The sequence below is a fragment of the Streptococcus sp. FSL K6-1323 genome (assembly GCF_038630745.1).
Taxonomy (GTDB): domain Bacteria; phylum Bacillota; class Bacilli; order Lactobacillales; family Streptococcaceae; genus Streptococcus; species Streptococcus salivarius_D.
Window position 1 is genome coordinate 648,001 of sequence record NZ_CP152039.1, and the last position, 15,457, is coordinate 663,457.

At 38.6% G+C, this 15,457-nt stretch carries 11 protein-coding genes; all 11 read left to right on the forward strand.

The window, feature by feature from the left end:
* The first annotated feature begins 81 nt into the window (after positions 1–81).
* The 11 genes from NST80_RS03080 to asp2 all read left to right on the forward strand — a co-directional run bounded on the left by NST80_RS03080 (position 82) and on the right by asp2 (position 15,429).
* Positions 82–1,290: a glycosyltransferase family 8 protein gene (locus tag NST80_RS03080; RefSeq protein WP_013990267.1), complete on the forward strand. Its 1,209-nt coding sequence runs from the start codon at positions 82–84 to the stop codon at positions 1,288–1,290.
* Between the two features lie 60 nt (positions 1,291–1,350).
* Entirely contained in the window at positions 1,351–2,853 is a 1,503-nt protein-coding gene (locus tag NST80_RS03085; protein WP_183138134.1) for a glycosyltransferase, read from the forward strand.
* Positions 2,834–4,057 carry a hypothetical protein gene (locus NST80_RS03090; protein WP_013990269.1) on the forward strand — a complete coding sequence of 408 codons (1,224 nt, stop codon included), beginning with the start codon at positions 2,834–2,836 and terminating at the stop codon, positions 4,055–4,057. Before NST80_RS03085 ends, NST80_RS03090 begins: the two co-directional genes overlap by 20 nt.
* Before the next feature lie 12 nt (positions 4,058–4,069).
* Entirely contained in the window at positions 4,070–5,080 is a 1,011-nt protein-coding gene (locus tag NST80_RS03095) for a sugar transferase (protein ID WP_049553830.1), read from the forward strand.
* Between the two features lie 35 nt (positions 5,081–5,115).
* Positions 5,116–6,324, forward strand: a complete 1,209-nt coding sequence (locus tag NST80_RS03100) for a glycosyltransferase (RefSeq protein ID WP_013990271.1) — start codon at positions 5,116–5,118, stop codon at positions 6,322–6,324.
* 38 nt (positions 6,325–6,362) lie between these two features.
* Complete coding sequence (locus NST80_RS03105) at positions 6,363–7,247, forward strand: glycosyltransferase family 2 protein (RefSeq protein ID WP_183138135.1); 885 nt, start codon at positions 6,363–6,365, stop codon at positions 7,245–7,247.
* Positions 7,240–9,699: an SP_1767 family glycosyltransferase gene (locus tag NST80_RS03110; RefSeq protein ID WP_049553828.1), complete on the forward strand. Its 2,460-nt coding sequence runs from the start codon at positions 7,240–7,242 to the stop codon at positions 9,697–9,699. The genes NST80_RS03105 and NST80_RS03110 overlap by 8 nt, the downstream gene beginning before the upstream one ends.
* 9 nt (positions 9,700–9,708) lie before the next feature.
* Positions 9,709–10,950 carry a glycosyltransferase family 8 protein gene (locus NST80_RS03115; protein WP_045772252.1) on the forward strand — a complete coding sequence of 414 codons (1,242 nt, stop codon included), beginning with the start codon at positions 9,709–9,711 and terminating at the stop codon, positions 10,948–10,950.
* Positions 10,950–12,170, forward strand: a complete 1,221-nt coding sequence (gene secY2, locus NST80_RS03120) for an accessory Sec system protein translocase subunit SecY2 (protein ID WP_013990275.1) — start codon at positions 10,950–10,952, stop codon at positions 12,168–12,170. Before NST80_RS03115 ends, secY2 begins: the two co-directional genes overlap by 1 nt.
* Before the next feature lie 138 nt (positions 12,171–12,308).
* Positions 12,309–13,874 (forward strand): accessory Sec system protein Asp1, encoded by a 1,566-nt coding sequence (gene asp1, locus NST80_RS03125; RefSeq protein WP_049553826.1) that lies wholly within the window; start codon positions 12,309–12,311, stop codon positions 13,872–13,874.
* Positions 13,867–15,429, forward strand: a complete 1,563-nt coding sequence (gene asp2, locus NST80_RS03130) for an accessory Sec system protein Asp2 (protein WP_342504632.1) — start codon at positions 13,867–13,869, stop codon at positions 15,427–15,429. Before asp1 ends, asp2 begins: the two co-directional genes overlap by 8 nt.
* The last annotated feature ends 28 nt before the right edge of the window (positions 15,430–15,457 follow it).

Consider the following 15,457-nt stretch of genomic DNA (forward strand, 5'->3'; position numbering starts at 1 on the left):
AGGGGGGGTTCCACGTTTGAGGCAGATTTGAAGATAAATGAGATTAAGTTGGAGTTAGATTGAAAAAGAAAGGTAAGCTAGATGAATAAAGTTATAGCGTTAGGTGCCGACAATGGCTACATGGACAAGGTAGAAACAACGATTAAGTCAGTTTGTGTGCATAATGATAACATTAAATTTTACGTTTTTAATGATGACCTTCCTTCGGAATGGTTTCGTGTGATGAACAAACGTTTGGAGAAAATCAACTCACAAATTGTCAATGCGAAGATTTCAGATAACCACTTACGAAAGTATCATCTTCCAAGGCCTCATTTATCTTATGCAGCTTATTTCCGTTTTTTTATTCCTGAGGTAGTAGAGGAGGAAAGGGTTTTATACCTTGATTCAGATATTGTTGTAGATGGAAACTTGACGGATTTGTTTGAGACGGACCTTGGAGATTGTCCTTTAGCTGCTGTTCGAGACGATTTACAACAGACAAATTTTAATTCAGGAGTCATGTTGATTAATAATAAGTATTGGAGAGAACATGACATTTCCACTCAACTGTTTGAAGTAGCAGATCAATACCATGAATATGAATATGGTGATCAAGGTCTTTTAAACCGTTATTTTATTGGCCAGTGGAAAGAATTAGATATGAACTATAATTTCATGGTTGGTATGGATAGTGTGGCTACTTCTTCTCCTCAAAGTGATGAATGGTATATCAAAGCAAAACAGCATAAAAAGGTTTCTATTATCCATTATACGGCTGGTAAGCCCTGGCAGGCGGTGTTTAATAACCGTTTAGGTGATCGTTGGTGGTTCTATTATGCTCTGGATTGGTCAGATGTATTATTGCGTACAGAAATCATAAATCGTGATTTAGGAGCTTTAACCGTACAGGAACCCTACCATACAGCTATTTTCACAAATGCGTGTGAAATGGAACATTTGGAATACCTGATTCAAGCCCTGCCCAATGTGCATTTCCATATTCTAGCTCATACGGTCTTTGCGTCACAGGTGGTTGATTTGCAACGTTATCTAAATGTGACAATCTATCCTTGTTTTAATCAGTATAATTTTGAAACCGTTTTGGAGAAAATAGATTTTTATCTTGATATCAATCATTTTAATGAAATTATGTCGATTACACAGGAAGTTCATAAACTTGGAAAACCAATCTACGCCTTTGACAATACCAGCAAGCACCAGTCTGGAGAAAGTCATGTTTATCCGGTTCAGAACCCTGAAATGATGGTGGAAGAAATTAAATCTTATCTGGCCACATTGGCTGATTAGACTTGTGGAGAGAGACAAAAATCGTTATCAGAGTACAACTGGAACTTGCTTGGAGGAGAGATGATTTACACTTTTAATCTGATGGTGGAATTAGAGCCTAACGGTGTCGATGTTGCCCAGGCTTACCGGGGACAAATCTTTAGGAAACTGGGGTGCCCAGCACGCTTTGTCTTTACGCAAGTTCCTCCTAGATATAAATGGGATTACTATTTGTCTTTGGGATATGCTGAAGATGAAATCATTTTAGCACATATGATACTAACAGATCAGCGTGATATGACCTTGACAATGAGTGTGGAGAAAATGAAGCAATGTTTGAATCTCCATTCCACTCCAATTGAACGAGATCAAGAGTTAATATTTCCGGAAGAGAATGGGATTTCTCTTGTCTTTCATCGAAATACTCTTAAGTTAAATTATGTTGATTATGTCGATTATTATGTAGCTGGTCATCTTCTTCGTAGGGAACATTACGGGAGTGTAAAGCTTTATACAGAATATTTTACAGCTGTTCCCACTGATGCGGGCTTAGAAGCAAGAGTCTTTCAGCGTCTTTTTTATAATTTAGATGGTTCCGTAGCTTTGGAGGAAATCAAAAAGACACCAGGTGATTTGACGAAATCGGTCTATCGGCAGGGGACTCATTGGTTTTACAGTGAGTCGGAGCTTTTGAGCCAAGCGATCGGCACTTTACAATTTTCTGCAAAAGACCATATCATTGTTGATCGTTTAGAGCGTCTTACCTTTACGCAGACTCTTTTAAAAATGAAGGGTGAAGCAACCTTATCGTGTGTCCTTCATTCGATACACCATTGGGGCGACTGTATCAATTCAGAATATTTCCTTCTTTTTCAGTATGCTAACTATTTCGACCATATCATTGTATCTACAGAAGCGCAAAAGAAAGAATTAGAACGCGATCTGTCGACTGTTAAGCCTATATCGGTCTTGCCAGTCGGAGGGCTTGAAAGGTTGCAATATTCTGATAATCGCAAGCCCTATAGCCTGATGATTGCAGCAAGGTTTGAAAGGAGAAAGAGATTAGACCTAGCAATTGATGCTGTAGTGGCCTTGCATGAAAAAATCCCAGAGGTTACATTGGACATTTATGGTCAAGGTATGCTTTGGCAAGAAATAGAAGAAAAAATTAAGCAGTTAAATGCTCAAAGTTATATTCATCTCAAGGGGCACCAAGACCTTCAAACTCGTTTTAAGGCATATGAACTTTATTTGGCTACTTCCGAGTGGGAAACGTTTGGGTTAACTTTACTAGAGGCGATAGGGTCTGGCCTTGTTATGGTGGGAACAGACGTTCCCTATGGGAATCCCACTTTTATTAAAAATGATCGAAATGGTTTTCTCGTTCCCTTTGTAAATCAATCACATGAAGAAGTGGTTGCTGACTTGAAGAGAAGTATGCAGAAGGCTTTTGGAAACTTAAATTTTCTACGAGAAGGTTCTTATAAATTGGCTGAACGATATATGACAGATCAAATTATTGGACAATGGAGAGAGTTTTTGACGAATAGGGGAAAAAATAACGATGTATTATCTGGTAAATGAATGGACTTCAGATGATGAGAGGTTGAGAGATGACCTAGAACAAATTGGAATACCCATCCAGCCTCTACAGATAGAAAATATTCTGGATTTTATTTTTTCTAATCAAAAAGTAAATTCACCTCTGCATATGACTGGTCTTTCGTTACCCCCGTTTTGGGAAGTGTATGCGAATGGGGATATTGTTTCTGATGGAGTGAGGAGGGGGAGAATAGACTGTTATCAGGATTACCCTCAAAGGGTCAAAAAAGTAGAGTGGTATAATCCAGATGACAATTGTTCTACTTGTGATTACTATGATCTTTCTGGAAGACTTTTTCTGGAAGAAGTTTGGAGTGCAAATGAATGTCATCTATCTGTTTATATGAATGATAAAATGGGAAAACTACATTTATTCCATCAGCATGATCGTGCGCTCTATCAAACGACCGATGGTTTAGAACAGGGATTTTCCTCGATAGAAGAAGCGAAAAAAGCCCTTCTTCAAGAAGTTCTTTTGCAGGTTGAAACAGTATTTTTGTCTGATCCAGAATTGTTGAAGGCTTTACCCAAACTTGCGAAGGAGCAGATTATCTTCTATGATCGGTCAACTCTTCCTGAAGCAGAACTTGCTCCTCTATTGGACGAGGGTGTAAAAGTGTTAGTTCGTGATGCTAACGACAGAGCATCGCATGATCGTCTATTATTTTTCCCTACCTATTTGGGAGATTTGAGGGAATTTCAGCCACAGGTTCTCATTTTGACAAACACTCAAGAAATCGAACAGATTGAAGTTCTTGTGACTGCTCTTCCTCATTTTCAGTTTCATATTGCAGCCTTGACAGAGATGGGGGAACGATTAGTACGTCTCAATGATTATCCGAATGTTCACCTTTATCCAGGAATTTCAGGTGAGAATTATGAGCGGTTATTAAATAAATGCCGTATTTACCTAGATATCGCATATGCGGATGAAATTTTAGACGGAAATCGAATGGCTCTTGAAAGAGGAATGATTTTATATGCTTTTGAGGAAACCTGTCACCGACCAGACCTCTATATAAAAGATCACCTGTTTCAAAAAGATGCAATTACAGACTTGCTCGATGAACTATCTCAGCTGGAAGATCCTAAAAGATATCAATCAGTCTATGATAAGCAAAAGATGCATCCAATGCTAGCAACAAAAGAAGAGTTGAAGATGATTTTTCGAATGTCAGAAAAATAAAGAAGGGAAACCATGACTAAAGTACATATTACAAATCTATATGGTATGGCAGGGGATAGCACTGTCATCTTAGCTCAGAATGCTGTGACGGATATTGCGCGTGCTTTGGGGTATCGAGAGATTGGAATCTATTTTTATAATATCTCTACAGATAGTCCGAGCGAGAGAAGCAAGCGTCTAGATGGGATCATGGCAAGTATCTCATTTGGTGATATTGTGATTTTTCAATCGCCAACTTGGAATGGTTGGGAGTTTGACGCGGAATTTGTAGCGAAGCTGAAAGATTTGAGAGTCAAACTAGTGATTTTTATCCATGACGTTATTCCACTAATGTTCCGTGATAATGCCTACCTAATGCCGACTTATATGGAGATGTTCAATCAAGCAGATGTCATTATTGCGCCTTCACAACAAATGGTTAACCGTCTGTGTGAAGCAGGTCTGACTGTGGAAAAAATCTTGATTCAAGAATTTTGGGATCATCCTCATAACCTCAGTTTGAACCAACCAGTATTTAAAAAAGAGATTTTCTTTGCAGGATCTTTGACACGCTTTCCAGAGTTGCAAAATTGGGTTTATGAAACCCCTTTGCGAGTTTTTACGAATGAGCCAAAGAGCAATCCAGAAGCCAATTTGGTGATTGAAGGATGGAAGCGCAATGAAGAACTCTTGATGGAACTCTCAAAGGGAGGCTTTGGTCTTGTCTGGAATACCCAGTATAACGATGGGGAGAATGTTGATTACTACGAAATGAATATTTCACATAAGCTCAGCACCTATCTTGCGGCAGGAATTCCTGTGATTGTGCCCAACACCTTATCAAATAGTCATCTGATTGAAGAGCGTGGTTTAGGATTTGCTGTGAACAGTTTGGAAGAAGCCAATCAATTGGTTCAAAATATGGCTCCAGAATCCTATCAAGAAATTAGTAGTAGGGCTCAAGGGTTTGCTTTCCTCCTAAAAGAGGGGTATATCACTAAGAAGCTTTTAATAGATGCTATTAATTTCTTATTTACTTTATAAAAGGATAATTGAGAAAAAAGAGGGGGAAAATTTCAGTGAAAAGGGCAATCGTTCTTGCTGGTGATAATGGTTACATGGAAAAGCTAGAGGTAACTATAAAATCTATTGTTGCGACAAACAGTCAAATTATTTTTTATGTGATCAATGACAATCTCCCTCAGGAGTGGTTCTGGTTGATGGGGAGAAGATTAGAGTCTGTTCAATCACAAATTCGGAATATTAAGATTTCTTCTGATCAGATAAAAGGGTATTCGCTACCCATGGATCATTTAAGTTATGCTACCTTTTATCGTTATTTTATTGCAGATGTTGTTACAGAAGACCGAGCACTTTATCTAGATTCTGATATTGTTGTCACTGGAGATTTGACACCTCTCTTCGAAGAAGATATAGAAAATCATGCTTTGGCCGCAGTTACGGATGGCATAGATGCTTCTAAGTTTAATGCAGGTGTGCTCCTTGTGAACACTGTGCTTTGGAGAGAAGAAAAAGCTAGCCACCAGTTGCTGGAATTGACGAATCGCTATCATCAAGAGGAGTTTGGAGATCAAGGAATCCTTAATCGTCATTTTAAAGGACGTTGGAAAAAACTACCAGAAGTCTACAATGTGATGGTTGGTATGGATACGTTTGCTCACACCTTTAACGTCCCTGAATGGTATGATAAGGCAGACCAGCTGGAGAAGGACGCAGTAATCATTCACTATGCGGGAGAGAAGCCTTGGTATCAGTGGAATTTGAATCGTTGTCGGGATATCTGGTGGTTTTATTATGGTCTGGAATGGTCTGAAATCTTGTTACGAAAGGATATTACCAAACGTCATTTCAAGGATTTGGTAGGAAGGCCCAAATTCCAAACAGCAGTATTTACGAATTCGGCAGCTATGGAACATATTGAAACATTGGTGGAAGCATTTCCAAATGTTCAATTTAATATCCTTGCACACACAAATTTTGCTCCTAGTGTAATTGCTTTAGAAGCCTACTCCAATGTTTCGCTTTATCCTCGTTTTACACGGTACAATGCTCAAGCTGTGTTGGATAAATTGGATTTTTATTTGGATATCAATTATCATGAAGAGATTTATGATATTATTCAAAAGGTTACTGTGTTGAAAAAACCTATCTTTTCTTTTGATGTTACCAATCATTGTGAGATTGAAGGGGATAGTTACTGTTTTCATGTAGAGGATATTGATGATATGATTGCTGTTATTCAAGAATATTTAGCTCAATTGAGTTAAATCAGGTATGAATTAGGTTGAAATAGGTGAAGGAAAAAATGGAAAAAATTAGTGTCATCGTCCCTGTATATAATTCAGAGGCCTATCTTGAAAATTGCTTAAATAGTATCATCCAACAGACCTATCAAAATTTAGAAATTATCTTAGTCAACGATGGTTCAACGGATGGTTCTGCCGCTATTTGCCAACGCTACAAGATTCAGGACCCTCGAGTGAAGGTTTATCATAAGCCTAATGGGGGAGTTGGATCTAGTCGGAATCGTGCTTTAGAAGCGGTGACGGGAGACTACATTCTCTTTGTGGATAATGATGATTGGTTGGAACTGGATCATATCGAGAGTTTATATCATTTGCTGAAAAAAGCAGATGCAGATATTGCAATTGGAAATTTCACTCAATTTATGGAAGAAGAGGGGAACTTTTTAATCCATGTTGGGGGAAATGATTATTTTGAGCGTGTCTATTCTCCTTTTGAGTGGTTCCAACATCAATATGATGGGCAGTATAATCTGAGCCAATGTTTCACGGTCCCTTGGGCAAAGCTTTATAAGGCGGAATTGTTTAAAGAGATTGTTTATCCAACAGATAAAACGGTAGAGGATGATTATACGACCTACAAGGTCTATCTACAAGCTGATAAAATTGTCTATATGAACCGGGCCATCTATCTGCATCGTAAACGTGAGACAAGTGTGACCAAAACGGTCAATCTTGCAGATGTTTATCCGTTACAAAGTATCGAAGAACGCATGATGATTCTTCAATTGATCGGAGCTCCAATGGGCTTAATAGATGCAGAAATTGCTGCTTACAAGTGGCGATTGGCCATTCATGAAGAAGAGACCTTAAAACATGGAGACATGGAAGCTTATCAGCAAGTACTGGTAAAAAAACGGATCAAGGAGAAGAGTTTTCATGCATGATACAAAAAGTCGGGCGATTGTTCTAGCAGGAAATCAGAACTTTACCGCTCAGTTATCGACGACCATAAAATCTATCTTTTACCACAATAAAGATGTGAAAATTTATGTTTTGAATCGAGACATCCTTCCAGACTGGTTTCGAAAACCACGGAGGATGGCTCAGCTCTTAGGGGGCGAGCTCATTGATGTCAAATTGAATCCGGATGATGTGAGGGATACCTGGTGGACTCAGGAACATATTAGTCTGGATGCTTATTCTCGCTACTTTATTCCGAAGTATATCTCAGAGGAAAAGGTGCTGTATCTCGATGCGGATTTGCTGGTTCTAAAGAACTTAGAGGATATCTTTGAAATAGATATGAAGGGTCACCCGATTGCAGCCGTGATGGACACAGATAACCAGAGTTTTAATTCCGGTGTCTTATTAATTGACAATGGTTTGTGGAAACGAGAAAATATGACAGAGCAGTTGGTGAATGAGACGAATGGCTCACTCCAGCAAGCTTTAGAAGGAAATATTCCTAAATTTAATGGGGACCAGACAATCTTTAATAAGGTCTTTCGTGATAGATGGTTAGCCTTGGATAAAAGGATGAACCTCCAAGTTGGTCATGACGTGACTGCTTTTATGAGTCATTGGCCAAATCACTTTAAAGATAGTGAAGATCCCTATGTTGTGCATTTTGTCTCACACCGAAAACCATGGGCGACACTAAGTGCCAATCGTTTCCGCCAATTATGGTGGGCTTTCCACGACATGGATTACAGTCAGGTCTTGTCTCACCATATGGGGGACTTCCAGATAGAGATGGATCCAGATTATGAGCTCCATCTGTTCAATTTGACCAATTCTCAATCCTTCAAAAACCTTGAGGAATTGATTCAGGGACATCCGAAGGCCTTGTTCCATATTGCTGCCTATACGGAAATGGGAGAGGAATTGATGCGTCTTGCAAAATATGAAAATGTGAGATTGTATCCAGAAGTCGTCCCTCCAGTATTGGAAGAACTTATCAATCGTTCTGCTGCCTATTTAGATATTAACTATGGTACTGCTGATCAAGCAACCTTGGCGGCTTATGCGAAAACAGGGAAACCGATCTTGTCCTTCCCAGAAACCAGACATAGTGAGCAAGCGCAGTTAGAGGTCAACACGATTGAACAAATGCATTCACTCATTAAAGAGCGTATAAAGACAGGTGAATGGGGAGAAGTTCACGAGCTTCCACGATTGCACTCCTTAACCATGACCCAAACGCAAGATCTCGAGTCGATCGAAGAACTGGTCTGTGCTCTTCCATTTGTGCAGTTTCATATCGGTGCTTGGACAGCTATGGGACCTAAGTTAGTCGAATTAAAGCAACATCCCAATGTTAGTTTGTATCCTGCGATCAATCAGGAGCAGTTGACCCAGTTGATCCATAGTGCAGATCTTTATTTGGATATTAATCGTGGCGATGAAGCTGGTGATATTCTATCACAGGTAGAATTGGCGGGGATTCCTAGTTTTGGTTTTTATAAAACCCAACACGGGAACCATAGGCAGTTTCTTTTTTCAAGTGAGCGACCACAGGAGCTGATCACTGCTATTGAACAGTTTGATAGTGAAGGAAGTTTGCCTCAAATTCTCCCTCTACCAACGGTTAAGTCCATTGATGAGAGTCTGGACTTCATTAGGGAAAATCATTCATCTGTCATTCGTTTTGGAGATGGTGAAATCAATCTAATAGCTGGCCATTCTATCGCCTACCAAGATTATCATCCTGAACTGGCACGAACTCTACGTGAGTTGGTTGGAATGAACAGTTCAGAAAAACTCTTAGTCTGTTTGCCAGATGCTTTCGAAGATCGCTTCAAATTTACGTGGTGGGCAGAAGATTTTTGGAAAAAGCATTTGGATCATTATGATGATTTTTATCGTCAAATTGCACCGGCACCATGGTATGGTTCAACCTTTATCTCACGTCCTTATATTGATTTTTTAGATAAAACAAACGCCGAGTCACAGTTTGAAAAGCTAAAAAGGTTATGGGAAAACAAAAATCTCTTAATAGTAGAAGGAGCTACATCTCGTTCTGGGGTTGGTAATGATTTATTCGATCAGGCCTTATCTATCAAACGTATTGTCTGCTCTTCTCATTGTGCTTATAAGGATGTGGATGCTATTGAGTCAACAATTCGTAAGTATGCGGATAATCATCTTATACTCATCATGTTGGGCCCAACGGCTAAAGTATTAGTTGCAAATCTAGCTAAAGATGGTTATCAAGCCTTGGATATTGGACATATTGACTCTGAATATGAATGGCTAAAAATGGGTGCGACAACAAAAGTTAAACTCAAACACAAACACACGGCGGAGTATAACTTTGACCAAGATATTGAATTCATCGAAGATGAAACCTACACCAAACAAATCGTGGCAGACTTATCTCGTTTGCCGGTAGAATAAGAAAGATATATGAATAATAAAAATACAGTAGTATTGGCAGGAGATTATGCTTATATTCGTCAAATAGAGACCGCTTTAAAATCTCTTTGTTATCACAATCGTCAGCTTAAAATATACCTTTTTAATCAAGATATTCCAGTCGAGTGGTTCCGTGCCACGAGAGAGCATGTGGAGAGACTCGGAGGAGAGCTTCTTGATATTAAGTTAATTGGTCCTCAATTTCAGATGAATTGGACTAATAGGTTGGGACATATCAACCATATGACCTTTGCGCGTTATTTTATACCTGATTTCGTACATGAAGATAAGGTACTTTATCTTGATAGTGATTTGATAGTCACAGGTAATCTAGATAGTCTTTTTGAACAGGAATTGGGAGACAATTATGTCGGAGCTGTTCGTTCATGTTTTGGTGCCGGTGTTGGTTTTAATGCAGGTGTATTGCTAATTAACAATCGTTTATGGAAAGAGGAACATATCCGTCAAAAACTAGTGGATATAACTGAACGGGAGCACGCAAATGTAGGAGAGGGTGATCAATCAATACTCAATATGGTATTTGAAGACCGCTACCTGAATTTACCTGATACTTATAATTTTCAAATTGGTTTTGATGCTGGTGCAGCCGAGGGAGGTCATCGTTTTGTTTTTGAAATTCCTCTTGAACCACTACCTTTGATTTTACATTATATTTCTCCGGATAAACCGTGGAATCAGTTTTCAGTAGTACGACTGCGTGAGGTTTGGTGGCGGTACTGTCTCATGGAATGGTCTCAAATTTTGAAAACATGGACAAATCGGGGCTTTGAGTTAGAATCTAACCGTGAATCTACCGTGTTGACGTGTTATACTTTGACGAACTCCTACTTATTGGAACAGATTGAATACTTAGTTCAGCATCTCCCTCAAGTTCATTTTATCATCGCTGCCTATACCTATATGGCTACAGAACTTTTAGTGCTATCTCGCCATCCAAATGTAACCCTTTATCAAAATACCTATCCTTTGCTTGTTGAATATGAGCTATCTAAAGTTGATTTCTATCTGGATATTAATCATTATGATAAATTACCAGAAATCTATGAGTACGTAACTCAAAATCAGCTTCCTTTACTAACTTTTGAGAATACACAAGCTCCAAATCAATCTTATCAAGCTATTTGTTCACATGAAAATCCTGAATTGATGGTGAATGCTATTAATCAATTGGTTGCTAAGCGTATTAGTGAGAAGGAGGAGAGTGGCTGCTAATGAAAAAAATATTACAATCTATTGTTTTTAAACGTTTATCTTGGACAGTTCTTTTCCTCTTTATTTATGTTTTGGGAAGCCATTTAGTCTTACCATTTATAGATTTGAAACACCCAAAACTCTTAGGAGGGTTATCCAATTCGATAGCCTTCACAAGTGCTATGATGGGTGGTAATTTAAGTTCATTTTCACTTTTTTCTGTGGGCTTGTCCCCTTGGATGTCAGCCATGATTCTTTGGCAGATGTTTTCGTTTTCAAAAAAGTCTGGTTTAAGTAAGCTACCAATAGAAATACAGGATCGACGCAAAATGTATTTGACCTTTGCCATCGCTCTCATCCAGTCTTTAGCGGTGTCTCTAAGCCTTCCGATTGAAGTAGGAATTCCTAAAGGATTGGCTATCCTAACGAACACTATCCTTCTAATTGCGGGAACCTTCTTTTTAGTCTGGCTATCGGATTTGAATTCTTTCTTTGGTATAGGAGGTTCTATTGTCATTTTGATGGCCAGTATGGTTGCTAATCTACCTAGGCAAATTGGAGAGAGTATTACACGACTACATATAGGATTACCGATTATTCTCTCTCTGATTATCATGGGTTTGCTCTTCTTATATATTGCAGTTATTGTCCAAAGAGCACGGTATCGCATTCCCATCAATAAGGTTAATATTCATAATCGTTTTAGCCAGTATTCCTATCTTGATGTTATGCTTACCCCAGCAGGTGGGATGCCCTTCATGTACGCAATTTCTCTAGTCTCTATTCCTCAATATCTTCTTATCTTGATTCAGATTTTATTTCCTAAAAACAGTTGGACAAATACTTGGATTGAAGCTCTGACAGTGGGACATCCGATTTGGCTTGTTCTCTATCAAGTGGTCTTATTTGTTTTGGGGATTGCTTTTGCTTTCGTAAACGTTAGTGGTGAACAAATTGCAGAACGCATGCGAAAATCAGGAGAGTACATTTACAATGTTTATCCTGGCCCTGATACAAGCCGTTATATCAATAAAGTTGTCATGAAATTTGCTGTTATTGGGGCAATTTATACAGTTATCATGGCAGGTGGCCCTATGATGATTGTGCTTATTAATCCGCAGTACTTACAACTCAGTATGATTCCTGGAATGTTTTTGATTTACAGTGGAATGGTATACAATGTACGCGAAGAAATTGCAGCTATGACCCTAAATGAATCCTATAAAGGTTTGTTTGACTAGATTAAAAGTTAAAATTATTTTATCACCTCAATTATTCATTTGAGAGTGATAGGTAGTCTGGTGATCTTTTTGACCTGCCTACCTATCATCCTTAATATATCGTTAATTATTTTGAATTCATAAAAAATGGGAGAACATATGTATTATTTAATTCCGGCTTGGTACGGTCAAGGGGCAGAGTTTTGGCAACCTGACTTAACACCGTGGTATTTTAGAACCTCGAAAATAGAATTTGATGATACTTTACACCAAGCACGTATTTTTCAAGGCCAAGCTATGTCGCCTAGATTATTACTTTTAGCTTATCAACCACATCTACGTTATTTTCTGCACCGCTTTGATCTCTTAGAAGTGTCGCATTTTTCAGTGTTTGATGCTATTCAAGGAATCAAAGAGCAGCCCATGCGTTGCCTACAAGTATCTGACTTGGATTGGGATGATGATTGTGACTTTATTTTTACCCCTTTCGTTATTGTTGTTGAGAAACATCATCAGCGTTTTGCCGAAATAGAGTTGGGACCAGAAGGATATTTGAGTCTTATTCGATATTATCAGGATGGCCTGATTTTAAGAGAAGAAATTTATGATGACAGAGGATTTGTTTCTAGTATCCTTCATTTTGAAAATGGTCAGGCGACACACCGAGATTATTTGAATGAAGATGGCATTTGGCAACTTTGTCATTTCTTTGATGGACGAGGGATTGTAAGTAATCCAAGAACAGATCATCGTTTTAAGAAAAATTATTATATCAGTATGGAAGAAGTCATTTGGGAGTTTTTTGATGCTTATATTGCTCAAGAATTGACGCCTTCGGATTGTTTTGTCGTTGCGTCGAAAAGTAATCTGAATCAAACTCTTTATAGTCATCTACCAGAGGCTAATCAGAAAATTTTGACTTACTTCAAAGAACGCAATCAAAATGATCCCTTAGAGGATTATGCTTCTTATTTGCAACTTGTTGATCTGATTATTAGTGATTCTCAGGACTTTTCTACAGAATTAAGAAAACTATTTCCAGAGCAAGCTGAGAAGATTCAGCATATGGCATCTTATGATACCCGTCTAGCACTTGGAAAGAGCCAACGTCTTAAGTCATCTAAACTCTATTATCAGGTAAATTTAGATGATATCAGTTGGGAAGCTATCTATCAGGTTTTAGATTTTGTAGCAAATCACCAGAATACTTATATTGTATTTGGAACTTTCAATGCGAATCCGCATGATTTTGATACATTTAAGGAAGACGTAGAGCACCTTATCTCTGAAAAACTGAATAAGAAAAAATTCAAACACATAAAAGATAATCAAAGTGCAGAAAACTACCTCGCTGAAAATGAGGAAGTTGAGTATCGTTATGATTTTGTTAATTTGATTGATGAGACAGCCTTGATTAAAGAATTTGAGTATACCCGTCTTATTGTTGATCTCAGCTTGGAACCACATCGTTATACTCAAATTGCAGGCATTAGTGCTGGGATTCCACAGATAAATAGGGTCACTTCGGACTATGTAACACATTTGAAAAATGGTTATATCCTAGAAGAAGTAACACAATTTGAGGAGGCGGCATCTTATTATCTTGATCAGTTAAAGTACTGGAATCAAGCTTTAATTGAAGCAATTGAGAAAATCAGAGAAAATACAGGAGAGCGTTTTATTGAAAAATGGGAGCACTATTTGAAGGAGGATAAGTATGTCTAAAATTAGCATTTTGCAGGTTGGACGAGATAATTGGTCAAATACTTATGAGCTCCCCGATAATGTTCGTTTTTTCTACCTTCGTGCAGGGCTTTCTAGTGATATTCTCCAATGTTTGAAACAAGCTAAACTAAGAAATTTTAATGCGGTCCTTGTTGATAGTCAGGAATCCTTACTCATGCTGATGGACTTGCGTAAGAGCTTAGTTCCTTATACCATCTTCTATGATGCTGACCTTTTGATAGAGGACCATCGAGTAGGCCGCTTTCTGAAAGAGATTTGTGCTATACCAGCAGATTTTTCAGATAAGCAAGATCTGCTAGATACCCTGTCTAAGGCACTTTTCGCTGGACAATATGGTGATAAATTGTTCCCTTATCAGATCCAGGTTCATCCTCGATTCAAAGGGAAAGTTATTTATAATGGTTTTGAAAGTATCTCTTTAGATGGGAATTACGGCGATTCCTTTAAGCCTATTCTTAACTGGAGTTTTAATATTCGAGTAGCTGAGGATTTCCCTGTTGAACTTTGGTTAGAATTTGAGAAGGCTCAGACCTGTCAATGCCAATTAGTGCTGCGCATTATTCCTGAAGGTTCAGTTTCAGAAATCGTGAGAACAATTGTAGTTAGCGAGGAAGAAATGCGTAAAGGTGCCATTGTTTTAGATCAGGGGAGAACTTATATTTTATCAGCAACTTTAGAAGCTAAAGGAAATGGTGCTCTAAGAGTTGGGAATTTCCATCAACGATGGACACGTTTTCAATTTGGAAAGTTTGTATTGGGTGGGGGGATTCTCCATGATAGTAAACGTCAGGAAATCAATTATTTCTTTTATCCTGGGGATTTCAAGCCACCGCTGTCCGTCTACTTTTCAGGTTTTCGTCCTGCCGAAGGTTTTGAAGGATTTGGTATGATGAGGGCTATGGAGACACCTTTCCTGCTATTTTCTGATCCTCGCCTAGAGGGGGGAGCTTTCTACATGGGAACTGAAGAGCTTGAAAATAGTATCAAGGATACTATCCAACATTATTTGGATTACCTAGGCTTTGACAGTGATCAACTTATTCTCTCTGGGATGTCCATGGGAACTTTCCCATCTATGTACTATGGCGCGGACTTTGAACCTCATGCCATTATCATGTCTAAACCTCTAGCCAATGTTGGTACCATCGGTAATCGTGCCAGACTTTTGGCACCAGAGGTTTTCCCGACAGGAATTGATGTCTTGCATTTGCAGACGGGACGTTTGGACAATGAAGGCGTCGAGGCCCTTAATCAGAAGTTCTGGGATAAGTTTGAAAAAGCAGACTTCTCAAACACGACCTTTGGGGTTTCTTACATGAAAGATGAGGATATGGACCCAACAGCCTTCGAGGATATTACTAAAGTCCTATATTCTTCGGGAGCACGAATTCTTAGCAAGGGAACTTCTGGACGACATAATGATGACCATTCAACTGCGACTGCTTGGTTTCTCAATTTTTATCGTATGATTTTAGAAAATGATTTTGGGCCCTATTGTAAAATGAAGTGCAACACAAAAGACATGTTCATCTGATATACTAGAGTTGCGAAAAACAGTATAA